At 38.0% G+C, this 18,619-nt stretch carries 21 protein-coding genes; 12 read left to right on the forward strand and 9 right to left on the reverse strand.

Annotation, left to right across the window (positions count from 1 at the left end; genetic code table 11):
• Positions 1 to 6: 6 nt before the first annotated feature.
• The 3 genes from ACZZZW_RS02265 to ACZZZW_RS02275 all read left to right on the forward strand — a co-directional run bounded on the left by ACZZZW_RS02265 (position 7) and on the right by ACZZZW_RS02275 (position 1,856).
• Positions 7 to 933 carry a hypothetical protein gene (locus tag ACZZZW_RS02265; protein ID WP_463492167.1) on the forward strand — a complete coding sequence of 309 codons (927 nt, stop codon included), beginning with the start codon at positions 7 to 9 and terminating at the stop codon, positions 931 to 933.
• Positions 934 to 1,037: 104 nt separating this feature from the next.
• Positions 1,038 to 1,229: a cold-shock protein gene (locus tag ACZZZW_RS02270; protein ID WP_025141747.1), complete on the forward strand. Its 192-nt coding sequence runs from the start codon at positions 1,038 to 1,040 to the stop codon at positions 1,227 to 1,229.
• Positions 1,230 to 1,328: 99 nt separating this feature from the next.
• Entirely contained in the window at positions 1,329 to 1,856 is a 528-nt protein-coding gene (locus ACZZZW_RS02275; RefSeq protein WP_463492168.1) for an RBBP9/YdeN family alpha/beta hydrolase, read from the forward strand.
• A gap of 85 nt (positions 1,857 to 1,941) precedes the next feature.
• Here ACZZZW_RS02275 and ACZZZW_RS02280 read toward each other — a convergent pair whose 3' ends face one another.
• The 4 genes from ACZZZW_RS02280 to ACZZZW_RS02295 form a co-directional block, all read right to left on the reverse strand.
• Positions 1,942 to 2,421, reverse strand: coding sequence for an anti-sigma factor family protein (locus tag ACZZZW_RS02280; RefSeq protein ID WP_463492169.1), 480 nt, complete (start codon positions 2,419 to 2,421; stop codon positions 1,942 to 1,944).
• Positions 2,418 to 2,999, reverse strand: a complete 582-nt coding sequence (locus tag ACZZZW_RS02285; protein ID WP_463492170.1) for an RNA polymerase sigma factor — start codon at positions 2,997 to 2,999, stop codon at positions 2,418 to 2,420. Before ACZZZW_RS02285 ends, ACZZZW_RS02280 begins: the two co-directional genes overlap by 4 nt.
• A gap of 382 nt (positions 3,000 to 3,381) precedes the next feature.
• Entirely contained in the window at positions 3,382 to 3,702 is a 321-nt protein-coding gene (locus ACZZZW_RS02290) for a DMT family transporter (protein WP_025141751.1), read from the reverse strand.
• Between the two features lie 70 nt (positions 3,703 to 3,772).
• Positions 3,773 to 4,339 (reverse strand): Crp/Fnr family transcriptional regulator, encoded by a 567-nt coding sequence (locus ACZZZW_RS02295; RefSeq protein ID WP_463492171.1) that lies wholly within the window; start codon positions 4,337 to 4,339, stop codon positions 3,773 to 3,775.
• Positions 4,340 to 4,478: 139 nt separating this feature from the next.
• Here ACZZZW_RS02295 and ACZZZW_RS02300 point away from each other — a divergent pair, with 139 nt between their 5' ends.
• The gene (locus ACZZZW_RS02300; RefSeq protein ID WP_055904136.1) at positions 4,479 to 4,844 is read left to right on the forward strand and encodes a DUF6249 domain-containing protein; all 366 of its coding nucleotides are present in this window, start codon (positions 4,479 to 4,481) and stop codon (positions 4,842 to 4,844) included.
• Between the two features lie 57 nt (positions 4,845 to 4,901).
• Here the strand turns inward: ACZZZW_RS02300 and ACZZZW_RS02305 are convergent, their stop codons facing one another.
• Genes ACZZZW_RS02305 through ACZZZW_RS02315 form a run of 3 tightly spaced genes read right to left on the reverse strand, consistent with a single transcriptional unit; the run spans position 4,902 to position 7,012 of the window.
• Positions 4,902 to 5,327: a hotdog fold thioesterase gene (locus ACZZZW_RS02305; RefSeq protein WP_463492172.1), complete on the reverse strand. Its 426-nt coding sequence runs from the start codon at positions 5,325 to 5,327 to the stop codon at positions 4,902 to 4,904.
• The gene (locus ACZZZW_RS02310) at positions 5,314 to 5,823 is read right to left on the reverse strand and encodes a DinB family protein (RefSeq protein ID WP_463492173.1); all 510 of its coding nucleotides are present in this window, start codon (positions 5,821 to 5,823) and stop codon (positions 5,314 to 5,316) included. Before ACZZZW_RS02310 ends, ACZZZW_RS02305 begins: the two co-directional genes overlap by 14 nt.
• The gene (locus ACZZZW_RS02315; RefSeq protein WP_055904145.1) at positions 5,804 to 7,012 is read right to left on the reverse strand and encodes a sensor histidine kinase; all 1,209 of its coding nucleotides are present in this window, start codon (positions 7,010 to 7,012) and stop codon (positions 5,804 to 5,806) included. Before ACZZZW_RS02315 ends, ACZZZW_RS02310 begins: the two co-directional genes overlap by 20 nt.
• A gap of 225 nt (positions 7,013 to 7,237) precedes the next feature.
• On the opposite strand from ACZZZW_RS02315, the gene gltX reads away from it, so the two are divergent.
• The 8 genes from gltX (at position 7,238) to ACZZZW_RS02355 (ending at position 16,972) form a co-directional block, all read left to right on the forward strand.
• Positions 7,238 to 8,746: a glutamate--tRNA ligase gene (gene gltX / locus ACZZZW_RS02320; protein ID WP_463492174.1), complete on the forward strand. Its 1,509-nt coding sequence runs from the start codon at positions 7,238 to 7,240 to the stop codon at positions 8,744 to 8,746.
• A 373-nt stretch (positions 8,747 to 9,119) separates the two neighbouring features.
• Positions 9,120 to 9,962 carry a KPN_02809 family neutral zinc metallopeptidase gene (ypfJ, locus tag ACZZZW_RS02325; protein ID WP_463492175.1) on the forward strand — a complete coding sequence of 281 codons (843 nt, stop codon included), beginning with the start codon at positions 9,120 to 9,122 and terminating at the stop codon, positions 9,960 to 9,962.
• Positions 9,963 to 10,066: 104 nt separating this feature from the next.
• A complete protein-coding gene (locus tag ACZZZW_RS02330; protein WP_055904153.1) occupies positions 10,067 to 11,200 on the forward strand; it encodes a sensor histidine kinase in 1,134 nt (377 codons plus the stop codon).
• A gap of 17 nt (positions 11,201 to 11,217) precedes the next feature.
• The gene (locus ACZZZW_RS02335; protein ID WP_463492176.1) at positions 11,218 to 14,808 is read left to right on the forward strand and encodes a response regulator; all 3,591 of its coding nucleotides are present in this window, start codon (positions 11,218 to 11,220) and stop codon (positions 14,806 to 14,808) included.
• 16 nt (positions 14,809 to 14,824) lie between these two features.
• A complete protein-coding gene (locus ACZZZW_RS02340; protein ID WP_055904158.1) occupies positions 14,825 to 15,196 on the forward strand; it encodes a response regulator in 372 nt (123 codons plus the stop codon).
• A 3-nt stretch (positions 15,197 to 15,199) separates the two neighbouring features.
• Positions 15,200 to 16,018: a CheR family methyltransferase gene (locus tag ACZZZW_RS02345; RefSeq protein WP_055904161.1), complete on the forward strand. Its 819-nt coding sequence runs from the start codon at positions 15,200 to 15,202 to the stop codon at positions 16,016 to 16,018.
• Positions 16,003 to 16,587, forward strand: a complete 585-nt coding sequence (locus ACZZZW_RS02350; protein WP_055904164.1) for a chemotaxis protein CheB — start codon at positions 16,003 to 16,005, stop codon at positions 16,585 to 16,587. The genes ACZZZW_RS02345 and ACZZZW_RS02350 overlap by 16 nt, the downstream gene beginning before the upstream one ends.
• Before the next feature lie 19 nt (positions 16,588 to 16,606).
• The gene (locus ACZZZW_RS02355) at positions 16,607 to 16,972 is read left to right on the forward strand and encodes a response regulator (protein ID WP_055904167.1); all 366 of its coding nucleotides are present in this window, start codon (positions 16,607 to 16,609) and stop codon (positions 16,970 to 16,972) included.
• A gap of 120 nt (positions 16,973 to 17,092) precedes the next feature.
• Here the strand turns inward: ACZZZW_RS02355 and ACZZZW_RS02360 are convergent, their stop codons facing one another.
• Positions 17,093 to 18,049: a DUF3137 domain-containing protein gene (locus tag ACZZZW_RS02360; RefSeq protein WP_463492177.1), complete on the reverse strand. Its 957-nt coding sequence runs from the start codon at positions 18,047 to 18,049 to the stop codon at positions 17,093 to 17,095.
• Positions 18,049 to 18,606, reverse strand: coding sequence for a LemA family protein (locus ACZZZW_RS02365; RefSeq protein ID WP_055904174.1), 558 nt, complete (start codon positions 18,604 to 18,606; stop codon positions 18,049 to 18,051). Before ACZZZW_RS02365 ends, ACZZZW_RS02360 begins: the two co-directional genes overlap by 1 nt.
• Between the last annotated feature and the right edge of the window lie 13 nt (positions 18,607 to 18,619).

The raw sequence follows: 18,619 nt of genomic DNA on the forward strand, positions 1-18,619 counted from the left end.
GTAGAAATGATTAAAAATACGATATACTTTTTCTTTTTTGTGCTGATGCTTTCTGCCTGCAAGTTTGGCTCTAAAACCAGTGATCCAACTTTAAGGGATTTCACTTTCGAGCCCGTTAAAGGTATTCGTTATCAGGAGGTTAAACGCAGGTTTAAAGATGGGCTTTCTTTCAACGAAGCCGGATTTATGCAAAAACCATCGTGGATTATCGAAGTTGCAAAAGAAGATACGATGATGGCCTGGAGTCCGCAGAAGCAAAAGATGCAGAAATTTTACATGCAATACGACCACGGAAATGTATACAATTTTGCCGCAGAATTTTTTAAAGTAAAACACATCAGTAAAGATAGTTTGGTTTTTCAACGGGTACAGGTTGATGGAAAAGTGATCGCTTCGGATGTTCGATCGGACGTGAATATGACCTTTTACGCACAGAATTACATTAAAAATAAATTAAAAGTAAAAGCTGCCGATCTTCAAAAGCCAACGAAAGCGGATACTGCTTTTATTGAGAAACGCGCAGCAAAGGTAAACCTGAACAGCGACAGTGCTTTTGCTGCAACAGACCCTGTTCAGTTTATACCCAAAAGCAAAATTGCACGCAAAGAAAAAATCAGTACGGTAGACCGGGCAAATAACAGAACGGAGGCTTACGATTACATGTTTCCGCAATACATCATCAGGATTGACCGCGCTTATAAAGATTTTGCTTATCAGGTTGCAGCCGTTGTGGATTTTCAGGGAGGGATACATGTAAAAACCATTTATAATGTACTTCCGGAGAATGCCGAAGCGAAGAAAAAAGTGGCTCAGGGAATAGCCGATATTTATGTTAGAAACCTTTTTAACGTAGCTCCCGGAACCACACTCGGAATCCCGCATAATAGTGAAATTACTTTAACAATAATTGGTAAGGCAATTAAAACGCCTTAATAATCTGATGTTTACAAAATTTTAACGTTAAAAAAATGTTAAAATTTATTTTGATTTTAAAAATTAAAACTTACCTTGCAGACTTAATTTTAATATTTAATACAATGCAAGAAGGCACAGTAAAATTCTTCAATGTAACTAAAGGTTTTGGCTTTATCGTTCCTGCGAATGGCGACAGCGAAATTTTTGTTCATTCAACAGGTCTTATCGACGAAATCCGTGAAAACGACAAAGTACAGTACGAAGTTGCTAACGGTAAAAAAGGCTTAAACGCCGTTAATGTGAAAGTAATTTAATTTATTTATCATATTTACAGAGAAGGCTGCTTTCTTGCGATGGCGGCCTTTTTTTATTTTCTTTTTTCCGAATCGATTTCAGTTCCCTTAAACCTCAGTATGACTTATTACTTCATTATTCCTGGCTTGGGCAATTCCGGCCCGGATCATTGGCAAAGCTATTTTGAAAAATCAGGTGAAAACTTTATCCGCATCAATCAAAAGGAGTGGGATGAACCGGCAAGCTATGATTGGATTGAAAATATAGACAATACCCTCAGCAATTATAACCTTGAAGAGGTGGTTTTAATTGGCCATAGTTTGGGTTGCGTAGCAATTGCCAACTGGGCAAAAAAATATCAGAGGATTATTAAAGGAGCATTATTGGTTGCACCAAGCGATTTGGAAGCACCACGTTACACATTTAATACCGTAGGTTTTGATTACATGCCCGATGATAAAATAAATTTTAAAACCATAGTGGTAACCAGCTCAAACGATGAGTGGGTAACATTGGAAAGGGCTAAATTTTTTGCAGAAAATTGGGGAAGCGAATTTATTAATATTGGCGAAGCGGGCCATATTAATGCAAAAACAGGATTTGGAAACTGGCCGGAAGGATTGGAAATTTTGAAGAGATTGGGTTAAATTTCCCGCAGATTGCGCGGAAAACGCAGATGACAATAATCTGCGTAAATCATCTTAATCTGCGGGGCATTTAAATAAAAGCGTATTATTTATGCATCTTTTTCCTTAAAAACTGATCAAGAAATATCAATCCAATCACCAGGTCGAAAAATAAAAAGCTATACAATACAGTAGGCGTGATGTACTGATCTACATTAAAATTCAAATTAACATTAAAACCGAATTTAGGCATGCTTAAGTTCGAAATGTAGAGCACATAGCCAAATAAGGCTAGCAAGGAGATCACAAAAAAGCCACCAATGCTATAAATAATCTTTTTATCAACCTGTGTTTTCATGGCCACAGGTGCAGGAGCCAGGGCAACACTTTCCATCACATTCCTGGTGAACGATAGGGAAGGTTCATCAAGATCCATGCTTTCGAAAGATAAATTAAGTTTAACTAAATCCTCATATTGTGATTTTATCTCAGCATCAGATTCAATTTTTTCTTCGATGGCTTTTTTAGCAGATTCATCTAAATTTCCATCAATATAATCCCAAAGCTGTTGTTCTATTGTATTCATAGTAACTCCTTTACTTCATCTTTTAACAAATATTGTAATTTTTCTTTAAGCCTTTGCCTTGCCCTATGCAATTTTACTTTTATGGTATTCGGTTCCATATGCAAAGCTTCACCAATTTCTTCCAAACTTTGCTCGCCTTTATAAAACATCGTAATAATGGCAGCATCATCCGGCATTAAGTGGGTAATGGCCAAATTTAAAAAAGCATGACTATCTTGTTTCTCATAACCATTGGCATTAAAGCCAGAGGTGTGATTTTCAAGTTGTATACTGGTGCTTTCATCATGAATTGAAGCGGTATCTAAACGGTTTTTTCTCAAAAAAGTCATGGCAGTTGTGTAGGTAATTGTATAAAGCCAGGTGCTAAATTTGGCCGTTTGTTTAAATGTACCCAACGCTTTATATGCTTTTACAAAACAATCCTGAGCAATTTCTTCTGCATCTTCTCTATTTTTCGAAAACCTTAAAGCAAGCGTAAATACAAACCGTTGATGGCGTTTTACCAACAAAGCATACTGAGCGGTTTCACCGTTCAATACATTTTGTATCAGTGCCAAATCTGTAAGTTTTTGCTCCATGTTTAGCGGTAAGACTACAATAGAGATAAGTAGGTTACACGTGAAACATCATTTTTATGATCAGGCTGAGTTAAACAGCGCATTTGTAGTTAATGGGGAGTAAAATCCTATGTGTTTTTGGAAAACGAAAGGGCAGTAATTCTTGGCGGTTTACAGTCCCGCTGTTCGCTATAGTTCCGATGAAAAACCGGGAGCTGCCGCTGCCATCCGGTTTATAAACAACGTTGGTACACCGTGCAGATTTTTAAAATGAATGTTGCTTTATCCAACCAGGCCCGAGTGAAGGTTCCCTCAATATTATTAGCGTTTTTAACCACAGATGAACATAGATAAACACAATCTTTATGTCTGTGTGCATCCTTTTATCTGTGGTTGATACTTGCTAATGCGATGCAAAAAACTTTAACCCTGCAATAGAGCCAATTAGTGTACAGATAAAAAATATCCTCCAAAAAGTTGCCGGCTCGTTAAAATATACAATTCCGATAATTACCGTTCCAACAGCACCTATGCCTGTCCAAACGGCGTAAGCTGTTCCCATAGGTAAGGTTTGTGTAGCTTTATTTAATAATAAAAAGCTTAAGGCGATGCAAACGAAAAATGCCGCACTCCATTTTATATTCGAAAAATTGTTCGATAATTTAAGGCAGGTAGTAAAACCAACCTCGAAAAGGCCGGCAATAATTAATATAATCCAGTTCATAATAAATGTGTTTGTACAAATTTACAGCACATTTATGGGGCAGCATTTTACAAATGTTAAAAAAATAAACTTATTTATTAGCTGCCCTGATGCGGCTTAAAGTAACCTGCGTTACGCCAAGATAAGAAGCAATGTGTTTTAAGGCCACACGTTTTATCAATTCAGGCGATTGCGTTAAAAAATCCTGGTAACGCTCTGCTGCTCCTTTAAAAGCCCTGTCAATTAATCTTCTTTCTGTAGCAATTAATTCCTGTTCAGCAATTTTTCTACCCCAATTGGCAATTTCTAAATGTTGGCTATAAAGCGAAAAAAGATCGCTCAGTTTCATCTGGAGTAAGCAACAATCGTCTAAAAGTTCAATGTTTTCGTAACCTGGCTTATTGTTAATGTAGCTGTTAAAAGAAAAAAGAACATCGCCACTTTGCCCAAACCAAAAAGTAATCTCCTGGTTTTCACCATCAGAATATGCCCTGGCTATGCCGCTTAAAAGAATATAAAAATGGGGTTCTGTTTTATTTGCATAAATCAGGATTTTTCCTTTTTGATGCTGTACTTCTAAACTAATCGCAGCTAACCGATCTAAAGCCTCATCGCTTAAAGATTTAAAAATTGAGATATTTTTTAACTGATTGTGCAAGGGGATTATTTAATTGTTGGATAAAGCTATTGTTTTTTTTTGAGCAAGGGTGTAACCTGATTAAAAAGTATGTAGTCATAATACACAGAACACGGTTCAATAGACAAATAGAATATTTACAAATTAAAAAATTATAATCATGGAAGCTATATTAGTACCAATCTCACTTTTTTTAGGCGCATTCGCAATGGTATTTGGAATACGCTATTTATCAAATAAGGAAAAGATGGCAATGATTGAGCGGGGAATCGATCCTGGTGTGCACAAAGCAACGCCAAAACCTTTTTTAAGCTTAAAATTCGGACTGCTTTTAGTGGGTTTGGGAATAGGTTTATTGGTGGCCCTTTTTACAGTTAGGGGCGTATTTGGCAGCAACATGACAAACGCCGAACAAGGCCAATCGGTAGCGATTTACTTCGGTTGCATCGGTATCTTCGGTGGCCTGGGCCTTATCGTTTCCTATCTCGTAGAAAAGAAATGGCTGGATAACAGCAGCAAGTTTTAATCAGCAGAGAAGTCAAGTTTTTATCGTGCAGAAGCAATTAAACTTGACTTCTCTTTTTTACTGCGGCTTATTAATAATTGCAACCGTTAATCGGCTAATGCAATTCATTTTGCCACGTTCATCATAAATTTTAATTTCCCAAACCTGTGTTTTCGCACCAACATGTAAGGGTTTGCAAATGCCTTTAACCAAGCCTGATTTTACCGGACGCAGGTGGTTTGCGTTAACTTCTAAACCAACGGCAATATACTTTTCAGGATCGATACACATATAAGAGGCGATACTGCCCAACGTTTCGGCCAAAACTACCGAAGCACCGCCATGAAGAATTCCGGCTGGTTGGTGTGTACGTTCATCAACAGGCATTGTACCAACAATAAAATCTTCGCCAATTTCTGTAAAACGAATATCGAGCAGCGCACCTAAATGATTTTTAGGGCGGTTATTTAAATCATCAACGGTAAAATTTTTAAACCACTTCATAACGTTCTTTTAATATAGAAACATGGTGTAAAATATGACCAGCAACAATGAATAGAATTGATTTTACATTAATCTCCCTGTCTGAAGCGATTCCTTTCCGGTTTAATTCTTCTTCATTTAACGATCTAAAAAGATAAAGATTGGCTTTGCGCAGCGCAGTAAATTCTTCAATTAAATCTTCCAGATCACGCTCCGCAAAGCGTGCATTTGCTACATATCCGTCTTCTTCAAAACCTGGTAAAGCTTGCTTTTCATTTCGAGCAAAACAGGTAATGCGGTAGGCAAAAACACGCTCTGTATCGATAATATGCCCTAACATTTCCCTCAACGTCCATTTGCCGTCTGCATAGGCATAGTTTGCTTTGTCGGTATTGGCCCTAAATAAAGCCGGTAAACTTTGTGCCTGATCGTTTAAAATCTCAAAAATATCTCCATCAACTTTACTGATGTAAGTTTCGCCCCAAATTGGATATTCATTAGGCTGTGGTCGGTTCATATCTTAAGCTGCTTTTTAATATTATTCTAAAGGTTGTGCCCTTACCCAGCTCAGATTCCTTTACAAAAATTTCGCCACTGTGGTAATTCTCAACAATACGTTTGGTAAGCGACAAACCTAAGCCCCAGCCTCTTTTACGTGTAGTATAACCTGGTTGAAAAACGGCATCAAATTTAGAACGTGGAATCCCTTTTCCCGTATCGCTTACATCAATAAATACCTGCTCTTTGGCGAGGTTTTCAATAATATTAATGGAGATTGATCCCTCATTTTCGATTGCATTGGCTGCATTTTTTAAAAGGTTTTCAATTACCCAATCAAATAAAGGCACATTTAGCATCGCTCTTACCTGCTCATCGCCCGTAATGCTAAATTTAACTTTATCAGATGTACGAACCTTAAAATAACGGATAAAATCGCTGATTACAATATAAACCGTATGGTCTTCAAGTATTGGTTTTGAGCCGATTTTAGAAAAACGGTCCGTAATAATTTCGAGCCTTTTAATGTCGTTTTCCATTTCTGCAATCAGAGGGTCGTCTTCCGCATCAAATTTAGATTTCATTAACTCCGTCCAGGCCATGAGGGATGATATGGGAGTACCCAGCTGGTGGGCCGTTTCTTTGGCCAAACCTACCCAAACATGGTCTTGCTCATCTTTTCGGGCAGAACTGAATGCAGCATAAGCCGTTAGCAGAAAGAGAAATATAACTCCCATTTGTATGTAAGGGAAATACCTCAACTGTGTTAAAATAAACGAATCGCGATAGTAAGCCTTAAATTTTTTACCGAAAATATTCATTTCATCCGGCGGATGCTGAGTTTTCATTTGCCTTAGCTGCCGCACAAAGTATAAGCTATCGTAACTAAGCTGGGTATCGGCAGTGGCATAATTGGTTTTAGTACTGTCCAACCCAAAAAAGGAGCTGATCATTCCTGCCGAATCAATCATGATTACAGGGGTTTTGGTATTTGCACGTACCGTTTCTACAATAACACGGTAATCGTCATTATCATATAAAAACATGGCCCTTTCCTGTATTTTAACCCAAAGGTGAAATTGATCTGCTTCCTCACGTTCCATTTTTTTTACAAAAGAATCGGTGTAAAATACTGAAGCAATGCCAATTAAGATGGCAAAAATGAGAAGGAAAAACTTCCAACGGCGTTTCTTTTGATAAGGATTCATGCTTTAGCTAGCCAAATTACAATAACAAAACGGAAAAATCGTAAAACCATTATGCTTTTTCCAAAACCTTAAGGCAATCTTTTAGAAATTACAGTTGCTTCATCACAGATGAAAACGATATAAAATGGATGAAAAACATATCTTTGTGCCGAGCATAGTGCTTAGCGCTTAGAGCATGGATTGCACCGTACCCTTTGCCCTTAACTCCCTGCTCTTTGCTTAATCATGGATAAAAAAGTTAGAGTAAGATTTGCCCCAAGCCCAACCGGAGGCTTACATTTAGGTGGTGTACGCACCGCTTTGTTCAATTATTTGTTTGCCAAAAAAAATAACGGAACTTTTGTACTTCGTGTAGAAGATACCGATCAAAACCGTTTTGTAGAAGGTGCCGAAGCGTATATCGTAAACTGTTTAAATTGGTGTGGAATTACTCCGGATGAAAGCCCTGCCAACCCCGGCGTTTACGGCCCTTACCGTCAAAGCGAACGCAAACCAAGTTATAGGAAATTTGCCGAACAATTAATAAGCGATGGTTATGCCTATTATGCGTTTGATACCCCCGAAGATTTAGATGCTAAACGTAAAGAGATTCCGAATTTTCAGTACGGCCAGGCCACACGCATGCAAATGCGCAACTCGTTAACCCTTACTATAAGTGAAGTAGAAGAGTTATTGGCAGCTAAAACTCCGCACGTAATCCGTATTAAAGTACCAGCTGATGAAATTGTACATTTTAACGATTTAATCCGTGGTGATGTAAGCTTCGAAACCTCACTTGTTGATGATAAAGTGTTGTTAAAAGCCGATGGAATGCCAACTTACCATTTAGCCGTTGTGGTTGATGATAGGGCGATGGAAATTACACACGCTTTTAGAGGCGAAGAATGGTTGCCATCAGCACCTGTTCATATTTTACTTTGGAAATATTTAGGTTGGGAAACAGATATGCCGGCCTGGGCGCATTTGCCTTTGATTTTAAAACCAGACGGACACGGAAAATTAAGCAAACGTGATGGCGACAGATTGGGTTTCCCGGTTTATGCCATGAATTGGACCGATCCTAAAACTGGTGATATAACCAAAGGCTTTAAAGAAATGGGTTTTATGCCCGAAGCTTTTGTAAATATGCTTGCGCTTTTGGGTTGGAATGATGGTACCGATCAGGAATTGTTCTCGTTAAAAGAATTAGAAGAAAAATTCTCTATAGAAAGAATCAGTAAAGCTGGTGCTAAATTCGATTTCGAAAAAGCAAAATGGTATAACCACGAGTGGATCAAAGCGGAACGCGCAGAGCGTTTGGCGCCGGGCGTTAAAGCTGAGCTCGAAAAAGCAGGATTCGAAATTAATGATGACGCGTTTTTAAACACCATAATCGATCTAATTAAAGACCGTTGCACACTATTGCCCGATTTTGTGGCGCAGAGCAGTTACTTTTTTGCTGCGCCTGCCGAATATGATATAAATGCTGTTAAACCAAAGTGGACATCCGAAAAAGCTGAATTTTTTAATGCTTTTGCCGATAATTTAAGTCTTACAGATGCCATTACTGCCGAAGCAGCTTTTAAAGCTTTGGCTGATGAAAAAGGATTTAAACCAGGCGAATTGATGTTGCCTTTCCGCATAATGTTGGTAGGTGGCAAGTTTGGCCCGGGTGTTTTTGATATTGCCTTGCTGCTGGGCGTTGCAGAAACCAAAGCCAGGATAGCTAAAGCAATAGCTGTTTTTAATGGCTAAGATATTTATTGTATACATAAATGGGTGCCTTTAATTTTTACTGACACCCATTTTATTATCATTCATCCAAAAAAACTGATCTGGGGTATAATTATACTTCTTTCTCATTTTGAGAGCGATTATATTTAAACCATTAAATTATGTGACAAATTTTTAAGTGGCAGATTTTGTGTCACATAGAAATGTGTCACAACTCTGCGTCCAAATTCTAAGAAGGAATAAAAAAGGTCGCAAAACAGATTTATGTTGTAATTGTAGCCAGAATTGCGATTGGATACAACCTAAAAAGGGTAATTCAATCAAAATAATTTCTACTTTAGTATAACAATTGTGCCGTGATTAAGGTTATTCATTAAACTAAAAAATATAAACTATGCAATGGTTTGGTAAAGGCAGTAATAATGTAGAAGATGGAAGAAGTGGCGGTGGCGGAAAAACCATCCTGGGCGGCGGCATCGGTATTGTTATTGTAGTACTTGGATTAATTTTCGGTAAAGATTTAACCGGGGTGGTAAGCCAGATTCCCGCCACAACCGGAACAGAAGAAGTAAAACAGGGTGTGCCGGCTAATGATGCTCAGGCACAGTTTGTTTCTGGTGTTTTAGAATCAACAGAGCAGGTTTGGGATAAAGAATTTCAGGCAATGGGCAAACAGTACGAGTACCCGAAATTAAGGTTGTTCAGGGAGGCTGTGCAAACCGCATGTGGAAATGCAAATGCCAATGTAGGGCCCTTTTATTGCCCGGGCGATCGTAAGGTATATATCGATCTGTCATTTTATGATGATTTAAAAAGCCGTTTCGGAGCAGCCGGCGATTTTGCCCAGGCGTATGTAATTGCTCACGAAGTTGGGCACCACGTTCAGAATTTATTGGGCATTTCAGAAAAATTAGATCAGGCACGAGGTCAGGTAAGCGAAAAAGAGTATAACCGTTTATCCGTTAAATTAGAATTGCAGGCTGATTTTTTTGCCGGTCTTTGGGCACATAACGCACAAAATCTAAAAGATTTTAAATTAGATGAAGGCGATATTGAAGAAGCTTTAACTGCTGCCAATGCCATTGGCGATGATAAACTTCAAAAGCAGGCCACAGGCGATGTACAGCCTGATTCTTTTACGCATGGCACTTCGGCACAGCGCATGTATTGGTTTAAAAAAGGTTTCGAAACCGGAGATATAAAACAGGGTGATACCTTCAACTCAAATAATTTATAAAAAATTAAAACTTTTTTGAAACACCATTGTTTGTTTACAGTTAATGAGATTTTTATCTCCAAACCAAACATAATTATCCCGGCTTCTTATTTGTTTTAATAAAGATGATCCTTATAGTTGATGACAGGCCCGAAAACCTGATCTCGTTACAGAAAGTACTCCAAGCACACAATTTTGAGGTTGATACCGCATCATCCGGCGAAGAAGCACTAAAAAAAGTTTTAAAGAATAATTATGTGCTGATTATTCTTGATGTACAAATGCCAGATATGGATGGCTTTGAAGTGGCAGAAGCCATTTCGGGTTTCAGTAAAGCAAAAGATACCGCCATAATATTCCTTTCCGCAGTTAATACCGAACTTAAATTTATTACCAAAGGCTACCTGAGCGGCGGGTTGGATTACATTACCAAACCTGTTGATATCAATGTACTGTTGCTAAAAATAAAAACGTTTTACCGAATTTACGAACAGAACAGAAAACTTAACGAAGTACAGGAGAAACTGATCGAAGAAATTGAATTCAGGAAGCAGGCCGAACATAAAAAAGACGAGTTTATCAGTATTGCCAGTCATGAGTTAAAAACGCCGTTAACCAGTGTAAAAGGTTACATTCAGCTGTTGCAGAGAAGCTTGAAAAGAGATGATAAAACTATGGCGGAGAATCATCTTGAAAAAGCAAGCATCCAGCTCGAAAAACTAAATGAGCTCATTGTCGATCTGCTCGATATCTCTAAAATTGAAAGCGGGAAGATGAAGTTTAACATGAAAAGCTTCTGTGCCGATAACATGGTAAACAACGCCATAGAGATGCTGCAACATTCCAACCCTGATTTTAAAATCACTAAGCTGGGCAAAACAGATGAGATGATTTTTGGTGATGAAATGCGCCTGGAGCAGGTTGTAATCAATTTTATTACCAATGCGATAAAATATGCCCCTGGCACCAACCAGGTTAATGTTACCATCAACATCAAAGATGAAAAACTGTATCTGGCCGTTAAAGATTTCGGTATCGGTATTTCTAAAGAACAGCAGCATAAAATATTCGATAAGTTTTATCGCGTAGAAGAAAACAGCAACCGTTTTAACGGGTTGGGCATTGGCTTGTACATCTGTTCCGAAATCATCAACCGCCATGGTGGTACTATTGGTGTAAATAGCGTTCCGGATGAAGGTTCTGAATTTTATTTCATCATTCCCATCACCGAAGAAGAAATCCTTAAAAACCAGATCTAATTATCTTAATACATATAATGAAAACAACTCTTAAAAATAATTTACGTTTGGGCCTGGGCCTGTCGCTAATTATTCTATTTATCAGTTCATTGGCATCTTACATCAGTATCAGTAACCTGATTAAAAGTACCGAACTGGTAAAACACAGCGATGAAGTTATTTTAAATACCCAAGGTGTAATTTCTACCTTAAAAGATGCCGAAACCGGGCAGCGGGGCTACCTTTTAACAGGGAATAAAATATTTTTACAGCCATACTACGGTTCTACAGACACGGCAATGGCCGTTTTAAAAAGGATAGAAGCACAAACGAAAGATAATGTAGCCCAGCAAAAAAATGTTGCCGAATTAAGAAATATACTTGCCCGCAGACTCAATATTATTACCTCCACTATAGAAATTAAATCATTGGGCGGACAGGTAGATCCTACGGTATTGTTAGAGGGCAAAATCTACATGGATCAGGCACGTTCAGTGGTAAACAGAATGGTAAAGGAAGAAAGGAGATTGCTCGAAAACCGTACAATCGAACTTAATAAACTTACCGCCTATACCCCGGTTCTAATTTTAATTGCAGCTATTTTGGCCATACTGATTACACTGTTTTTTTATAGAAAAGTATCAGTCGATTTTGATGAGCGTGTTAAGCTTCAAAAAGAAATTGAGGATAAGAAATATGAGATGGAAAAACGCATAGCAGCCATTAAAGAAATTGCTTACCAGATTTCTAACGGCAACTACGGCGTAAAACTCGATAGCCAGTCGCAGGATGATATCGGCGAACTTTCCGAATCGCTAAATAACATGTCATATTCGTTGAAAAAATCTTTTGATACGCTCGAAGAAAATGAATGGATACAAACGGGAGTGGCCAATTTAAATGTAAATATGGTAGGCGAAAAAGATGTTTTCCATTTAGCCGAAGATATTATAGAGTTTTTAGCCAGTTATACCAAAAGCCAGATCGGTGCATTATACTTATTTAAAGATGACGGTTACCTGCATTTAAAAGGCCAGTATGCATTAGAAGGGCAAAACCTCGTAAAAACCCTTGAGCTTGGGCAAGGATTAATTGGCCAGGCCGTAAAAAGTGGTAAACCTATTTTACTTGATGAGGTACCGCAAAATGAATTAACTGTAACGCATGCAACAGGAAATATTAAACCTGCGCAACTAATTGTATTGCCAATTATCAGGAACGAAATTTCTATAGGTGGTTTAGAATTGGGTACAATAGGTAAATACAGCGATTTGCAATTGCATTTTTTAAAGCTCGTTTTATCTGATATAGGCACCGCATTATTAGGCGCACAAAACAGGCAGAAACTTCAGCAATTGTTAGAAGAAACGCAGGCACAATCAGAAGAGTTGCAGGTACAGCACAATGAACTTGAGGGCTTAAATGCAGAACTGGAAGCCCAGGCACAAAAACTACAGGCAAGTGAAGAAGAACTTCGTGTGCAACAGGAAGAACTGTTGCAAAGCAACCAGGAGCTTGAAGAAAGAAGCAGTTTGTTAGAAGAGAAAAATGAACTGATTGAAGAAAGAAATATCGAAATCCAGCAAAAGGCCGAGGCTTTAGAGCTGAGCACAAGGTATAAATCAGAGTTTTTAGCAAACATGTCTCACGAGCTAAGAACGCCTTTAAACTCAATTTTACTATTGTCGAGATTAATGGCCGAAAATGAGGCAATGGACCGTGAGCATCAGGAATATGCGGAGGTAATTCAAAGTTCGGGCCAGGGCTTACTAAGCTTGATTGATGAAATTCTGGATCTTTCTAAAATTGAGGCCGGTAAAATGGAACTTGATAGAATGAACATTAAAGTTGATGATGTGATCTTCAACATGCGTTCATTATTTAATCCTTTGGCAAAAGAGCGGAAACTTGATTTTGTAATTGATAAAGCGGCAGATGTTCCTGAATTTTTCCATACCGATAAAATGCGTTTAGAGCAGATTATTAAAAATCTGTTATCAAACGCAATTAAATTTACCACAGTTGGTTCAGTAACGCTAAACATTAGCAAAAACGACAAACTAGGCGCATTAATATTTAAAGTTACCGATACAGGTGTAGGTATTGCCCCTGAAAAACAGGGAATGGTATTTGAAGCCTTTCAGCAGGCCGATGGTTCTACCCGCCGCAAATTCGGTGGTACTGGTTTGGGCCTTTCTATCAGTAGAGAACTGGCTAAGTTACTCGGTGGTTACATAGAATTAAAAAGTACCGAAGGAGAAGGTAGTATATTTACTTTAACCCTTCCTATTGATAAAAATAAAGGTTTTGATGGTGTTGTAACCGATTTTGAAAAACCTGTAGTGGTTACTCCCGCAGAACCTGCGCTTAAAAAGGTGAGTCATTTAACCGTAAATAATATCCCACAGGAAATAGAAGATGACCGTGATAACATCCAGCCCGATGATAAAGTAATTTTGATTGTGGAAGATGATACCCCTTTTGCAAAAACTCTTTTGGATTTTACCAGGAAGAGAAATTATAAAGGCCTGGTAGCTGTGCGTGGCGATGTAGGTATCGAAATGGCAAAAAACTTTAAACCGCTGGCCATTTTACTTGATATCCAGCTACCGGTTAAAGATGGCTGGCAGGTAATGGAAGAATTAAAGGCCGATCCATCAACAAGGCCCATACCGGTGCACATCATGTCGTCATTGCAGGTTAAAAAAGAAAGTTTATTAAAGGGAGCTGTAGATTTTATCAACAAACCCTTTGCTTTTGAGCACATGCAGGAGATTTTTTCTAAACTAGAACATGCGTTAAGCCGTTACCCTAAAAAAGTACTTATTGTAGAAGAGAATGAGCAACATGCCAAAGCACTGAGCTATTTCCTGAGCAATTTTAATATCCAGACAGAAATTGTTAACCAGGTAAATGAAAGTGTTTCGGCATTACATAAACCCGAGGTTAACTGTGTAATTTTAGACATGGGCATTCCTGATAAACATGCTTATGAAACACTCGAAGTGGTTAAAAAAACACCGGGGTTGGAAAATCTGCCGATCATTATTTTTACAGGTAAAAACCTTTCAAAGGGCGAAGAAAACCGCATTAAACAATATGCCGATTCTATAGTGGTAAAAACCGCCCATTCTTATCAGCGTATTTTGGATGAAGCAGGCCTTTTCTTGCACCTGGTAGAAGAAAAAAGTAAGGAAAAAATAAAATCACCTAAAAAATTCTCCGAATTACAAGATGTTTTGGTTGGCAAAACAGTTTTGGTTGCAGATGATGATGTGCGTAATATTTTTTCTTTAACCAAAATGTTGGAGCAACACCAAATGAAAGTTGTGGCAGCTACAGATGGTAAAGAGGCACTTAAATTATTAAACGAGCATCCGGAAGTAGATGTGGTTTTAATGGATATGATGATGCCTGAACTGGATGGTTATGAAACTACAACAGCCATCAGACAGGACATTAAATACCGTAATTTACCTGTTTTAGCCGTAACAGCTAAAGCCATGATGGGCGACCGCGAAAAATGTATTGCAGCAGGTGCTTCAGATTACATTAGCAAACCGGTAGATATGGATCAATTGGTATCACTTTTACGCGTTTGGCTTTACGAAAATCATCATAAATCATAACCCATTTTTTTAAACTATGCCTCAAAAATTAATTCTCATTATTGATGATGACAACCGAAACATTTTTGCTTTAAAAGCTGTTTTAAAGGCCAAAGGTTTCGATTGTTTATCTGCTGTAAGTGCCCAGGAGGGTTTTTCAATTATAGAAAAGCACGAGAATGTTGCCATTGTTTTAATGGATATGATGATGCCCGATATGGATGGTTACCAGGCCATTGCCGTAATGAAAAAATCGGCCAAAATGCAAAACATTCCTGTATTGGCCGTAACTGCGCAAGCAATGGTGGGCGATAAAGAACGTTGCTTAAGCGCGGGCGCATCGGGTTATGTTTCAAAACCTATAAATGTTGACGAATTATTAGCACAGATAGAAAAATTTACAAAATAGCCGGTGATAAGTGATGCAATAGATAATGATCAGGTGGAAATCCTGCTGAATGATGTTTTGGAAAGCCACGGATACGATTTTCTGGAATATTCTCACGCATCAATAAAAAGGAGAATAACCCGCCTTTATGCACTGGATAATTTTGTGAGCTTTGCCGAATTCCGCTATACAATTAAAACCGATAAACAATATTTTAAGCGTTTCCTGGAAGAAATTACGGTTAATGTTACCGAAATGTTCCGCGATCCGTCTTTTTATAAGGCATTACGGAATGATGTTTTACCGGTTTTAGGCACTTATCCCTTTATCCGAATTTGGGTAGCAGGTTGCTCTACCGGAGAGGAAGCCTATTCGCTGGCAATTGTTTTAAAAGAACTTAACTTGCTCAATAAATCGCTTATTTATGCCACCGATATTAATCCCTCTGTTTTGGAAAAGGCAAAAAAAGGCATGTTTCCATTAAATTATCTAAAACAGTATTCAGAAAATTACCTGCAATCGGGAGGGGTAAAAGAGTTTTCCAGTTATTATACCGCAAATTACTCTTTGGCAAAGTTTGATGAGAGTTTAAACAGTAAAATGATTTTTTCGACACATAATTTAGTTTCAGACCATTCTTTTAATGAATTTCAGCTGATTTTATGTCGAAATGTATTAATTTACTTCGATAAAGAGTTGCAGCATAAAGTATTTAACCTGTTTGATGGAAGTATCGAGAAATTAGGATACCTTGCTTTGGGCAGTAAAGAAAGTTTAGAATTTTGGCCAAAATCAAAAGAATATAAAAGGGTAAAAATGGAGAAAATATGGCGCAAACTATAAATTCTGCCCGCTGTAATGCATTAATTATTGGCGGTTCGGCCGGCAGTTTGGATGTATTGCTGGAAATTTTTCCTGCTTTAAGGAATGATATGAGTTTTCCAATTGTTTTGGTGGTGCACCGTAAAGCCAGTAACGAATCGCTCTTAACCGATCTGTTGCGCAGCCGCACCAAACTGGAAGTAAACGAAGCTGAAGAAAAAGAATTTTTAACACCCGGTAAGGTATTTATTGCCCCGGCAGATTACCATATGTTGATAGAAGAGGATTTTAGCATTTCGTTAGATTACTCAGAAAAAGTAAATTACTCGCGGCCATCTATCGATGTAACCTTTCATTCTGCGGCTGAGGTGTTTAAAGAAACGTTAGTCTGCATTCTGCTATCAGGATCCAATGCAGATGGGGTAGAGGGTTTAAAAACGGTAAACAATTTGGGGGGCAGCGTGGTTATACAGAATCCAAATACGGCCATAATGCCATATATGCCCCAACAGGCTGTAATTAACGTTAAGCCACATGTGGTATTGGATGGCCATAATATGGCTGATTATATAAATAATTTAAATAATTAATTTGCTTTCGGAGGTTAGTATGACAGTTGCAAAAAAAGTATTCGTTTTTGATGATAATAGAGATATTCTTGATCTATGTACTTTTATTTTGGAAGATGCGGGGTATGAAATCAAAACATCTGAGAATGCCAATAATATAGAAGAACAGGTATCAGAATATATGCCTGATTTAATTTTTATGGATAACTGGCTGCCCGATTTAGGTGGTATACAAGCCACCAGAGCCTTAAAAAGCCACCCGGATTTAAAGCATATCCCGGTGATTTATTTTTCGGCAAATAACGATATTTCTTCGTTGGCTGATGAAGCAGGTGCCGATAGTTATTTATCAAAACCTTTTGATATTGCTGCGCTCGAAGAAATTGTAAAAAAACATTTGAGTTAGTTGCGCTTGCCTTACGAAGTTTCGATCGCCCATTTGCCGGAGAAACTTCTTAAGCCTAGTTCCGGCTCACGCTAAACTGCCGCATTTTTGCTTTCCGTTTTACCAGGTTAAAACTTTGTGTTAATTCTTTCCCCAAATCCTAGTATTCAAATCCAGTTCCTTAACAATATCATACATAAACGTTATGGTGGCAATATCTTCATTTATGGTTTCAGGCTTTAATAAAGATTTAAATACAGGGGCCTCGAAATAATTTCTATTTAGAGGAAAGCCAATGTACATCCTTGATTCAATAAAAGATAGGCTAATGTTGTATTTGCTTTGCTGATTGAGCTTTAATATCCGTTCCATCATGGCAGGAGTAAGGATATACCTCGATTCTACCTGATCAGAACCATGCGTTACAAAAGTTTTTTCAAAATCTATGTTTTCCAGCTGAATAACATCATTGCTGCCGAAAGAAAAAAGGTTTTTTGAGAACCATGCTCCAAATGCAGCTCCAAAATCCTTTGGTTTAACAATCGTAACCCCATTAAGTTTCTTGTTAAAATCAGCTGCGAAAATAATCCCTTTAAAAATGTCGTGCCATTCTGTTCTGGTTCCGTTTTTGGTTTGGGTAACTGTTTTATATTCTGCATGCACTTCTGCAAAATAAAATCTGGTTTTGCCAGCGCAACCTGTAACCAGATCTTCCGTTTTATAGCGATCTGGCTCAGTGTTAAAAAGCTGGGTATACATAAACTCCGAAGCTTCAATTCCCTGTTCGGGGTTTAGCGATAAACTCTCATCAAGAAATTTTAAGCCCGCACCGATTACATCCCTTTTGTAGGCATTTTGGTAAGCCGATAAAGCATCGCTGATTTTAAATAATAAAACACCGCCATAAATTATCGGTATTAAGCCAGCAATTACCGCAGGAATGGGAAAGCCCAGATAAAAACCGAGAATTAAGAGTAAAATGCCTGCTGCAATAAAAATATAACCTTTGGTTTGCGTAGCTGCAATTCTTTTGCGCTCCACTTCCATTGTAGCCAAAACTTGCTGTAAGGCTACATTACTTTCAATATTGAATGCCATTAATTATTAAAAAGCTCTTTGGCACTGATGTTTTTGCGTTCTTCGGCTGCGGTTTCTAAAACAGCAATTGGCTGAAAGTTCAACATTCCGGCAAATAAACTTCCAGGAAACATCATAATGGAGTTGTTATAGTCGGTTACAGAAGCATTATAAGTTCTTCTTGCTGCAGCAATCTGCTCTTCACTTTCTGTCCAGGTGGTTTGCAGGTTAATAAAATTGGTATTGGCCTTTAAATCAGGATAATTTTCAATATTTACCATTAAACCTTTAACAGTGCTGCTTAATTGAGCATCCAAATCAGCCTTTTCTGCATTACTGAGGTTGCCTGAGGTTGCTTTTGATCTAAGCTCGACAATTTTAGTTAGGGTTCCCTGCTCATAGTTGGTGTATTGTTTTACCACTTCAACGAGGTTAGGAATGAGGTCGAACCGTTTTTTAAGCATCACATCAATGGCAGAGAAAGCATTGGTTACCTGGTTTTTTTTACCGATAAGTGAATTGTAGAAGAAAATTCCAATCAGGAATATAAATCCGATAATGATGAGGGCAATAATCATAATTTTGGTTTAA

This window comes from Pedobacter sp. AC379, assembly GCF_979258145.1.

Coding starts and splice junctions, on each gene's coding strand:
- ACZZZW_RS02265 (WP_463492167.1), top strand. CDS start 7: ATGATTAAAAATACGATATACTTTTTCTTTTTTGTGCTGATGCTTTCT.
- ACZZZW_RS02270 (WP_025141747.1), top strand. CDS start 1,038: ATGCAAGAAGGCACAGTAAAATTCTTCAATGTAACTAAAGGTTTTGGC.
- ACZZZW_RS02275 (WP_463492168.1), top strand. CDS start 1,329: ATGACTTATTACTTCATTATTCCTGGCTTGGGCAATTCCGGCCCGGAT.
- ACZZZW_RS02280 (WP_463492169.1), bottom strand. CDS start 2,421: ATGAATACAATAGAACAACAGCTTTGGGATTATATTGATGGAAATTTA.
- ACZZZW_RS02285 (WP_463492170.1), bottom strand. CDS start 2,999: ATGGAGCAAAAACTTACAGATTTGGCACTGATACAAAATGTATTGAAC.
- ACZZZW_RS02290 (WP_025141751.1), bottom strand. CDS start 3,702: ATGAACTGGATTATATTAATTATTGCCGGCCTTTTCGAGGTTGGTTTT.
- ACZZZW_RS02300 (WP_055904136.1), top strand. CDS start 4,479: ATGGAAGCTATATTAGTACCAATCTCACTTTTTTTAGGCGCATTCGCA.
- ACZZZW_RS02305 (WP_463492172.1), bottom strand. CDS start 5,327: ATGAAGTGGTTTAAAAATTTTACCGTTGATGATTTAAATAACCGCCCT.
- ACZZZW_RS02310 (WP_463492173.1), bottom strand. CDS start 5,823: ATGAACCGACCACAGCCTAATGAATATCCAATTTGGGGCGAAACTTAC.
- ACZZZW_RS02315 (WP_055904145.1), bottom strand. CDS start 7,012: ATGAATCCTTATCAAAAGAAACGCCGTTGGAAGTTTTTCCTTCTCATT.
- gltX (WP_463492174.1), top strand. CDS start 7,238: ATGGATAAAAAAGTTAGAGTAAGATTTGCCCCAAGCCCAACCGGAGGC.
- ypfJ (WP_463492175.1), top strand. CDS start 9,120: ATGCAATGGTTTGGTAAAGGCAGTAATAATGTAGAAGATGGAAGAAGT.
- ACZZZW_RS02330 (WP_055904153.1), top strand. CDS start 10,067: ATGATCCTTATAGTTGATGACAGGCCCGAAAACCTGATCTCGTTACAG.
- ACZZZW_RS02335 (WP_463492176.1), top strand. CDS start 11,218: ATGAAAACAACTCTTAAAAATAATTTACGTTTGGGCCTGGGCCTGTCG.
- ACZZZW_RS02340 (WP_055904158.1), top strand. CDS start 14,825: ATGCCTCAAAAATTAATTCTCATTATTGATGATGACAACCGAAACATT.
- ACZZZW_RS02350 (WP_055904164.1), top strand. CDS start 16,003: ATGGCGCAAACTATAAATTCTGCCCGCTGTAATGCATTAATTATTGGC.
- ACZZZW_RS02355 (WP_055904167.1), top strand. CDS start 16,607: ATGACAGTTGCAAAAAAAGTATTCGTTTTTGATGATAATAGAGATATT.
- ACZZZW_RS02360 (WP_463492177.1), bottom strand. CDS start 18,049: ATGGCATTCAATATTGAAAGTAATGTAGCCTTACAGCAAGTTTTGGCT.
- ACZZZW_RS02365 (WP_055904174.1), bottom strand. CDS start 18,606: ATGATTATTGCCCTCATCATTATCGGATTTATATTCCTGATTGGAATT.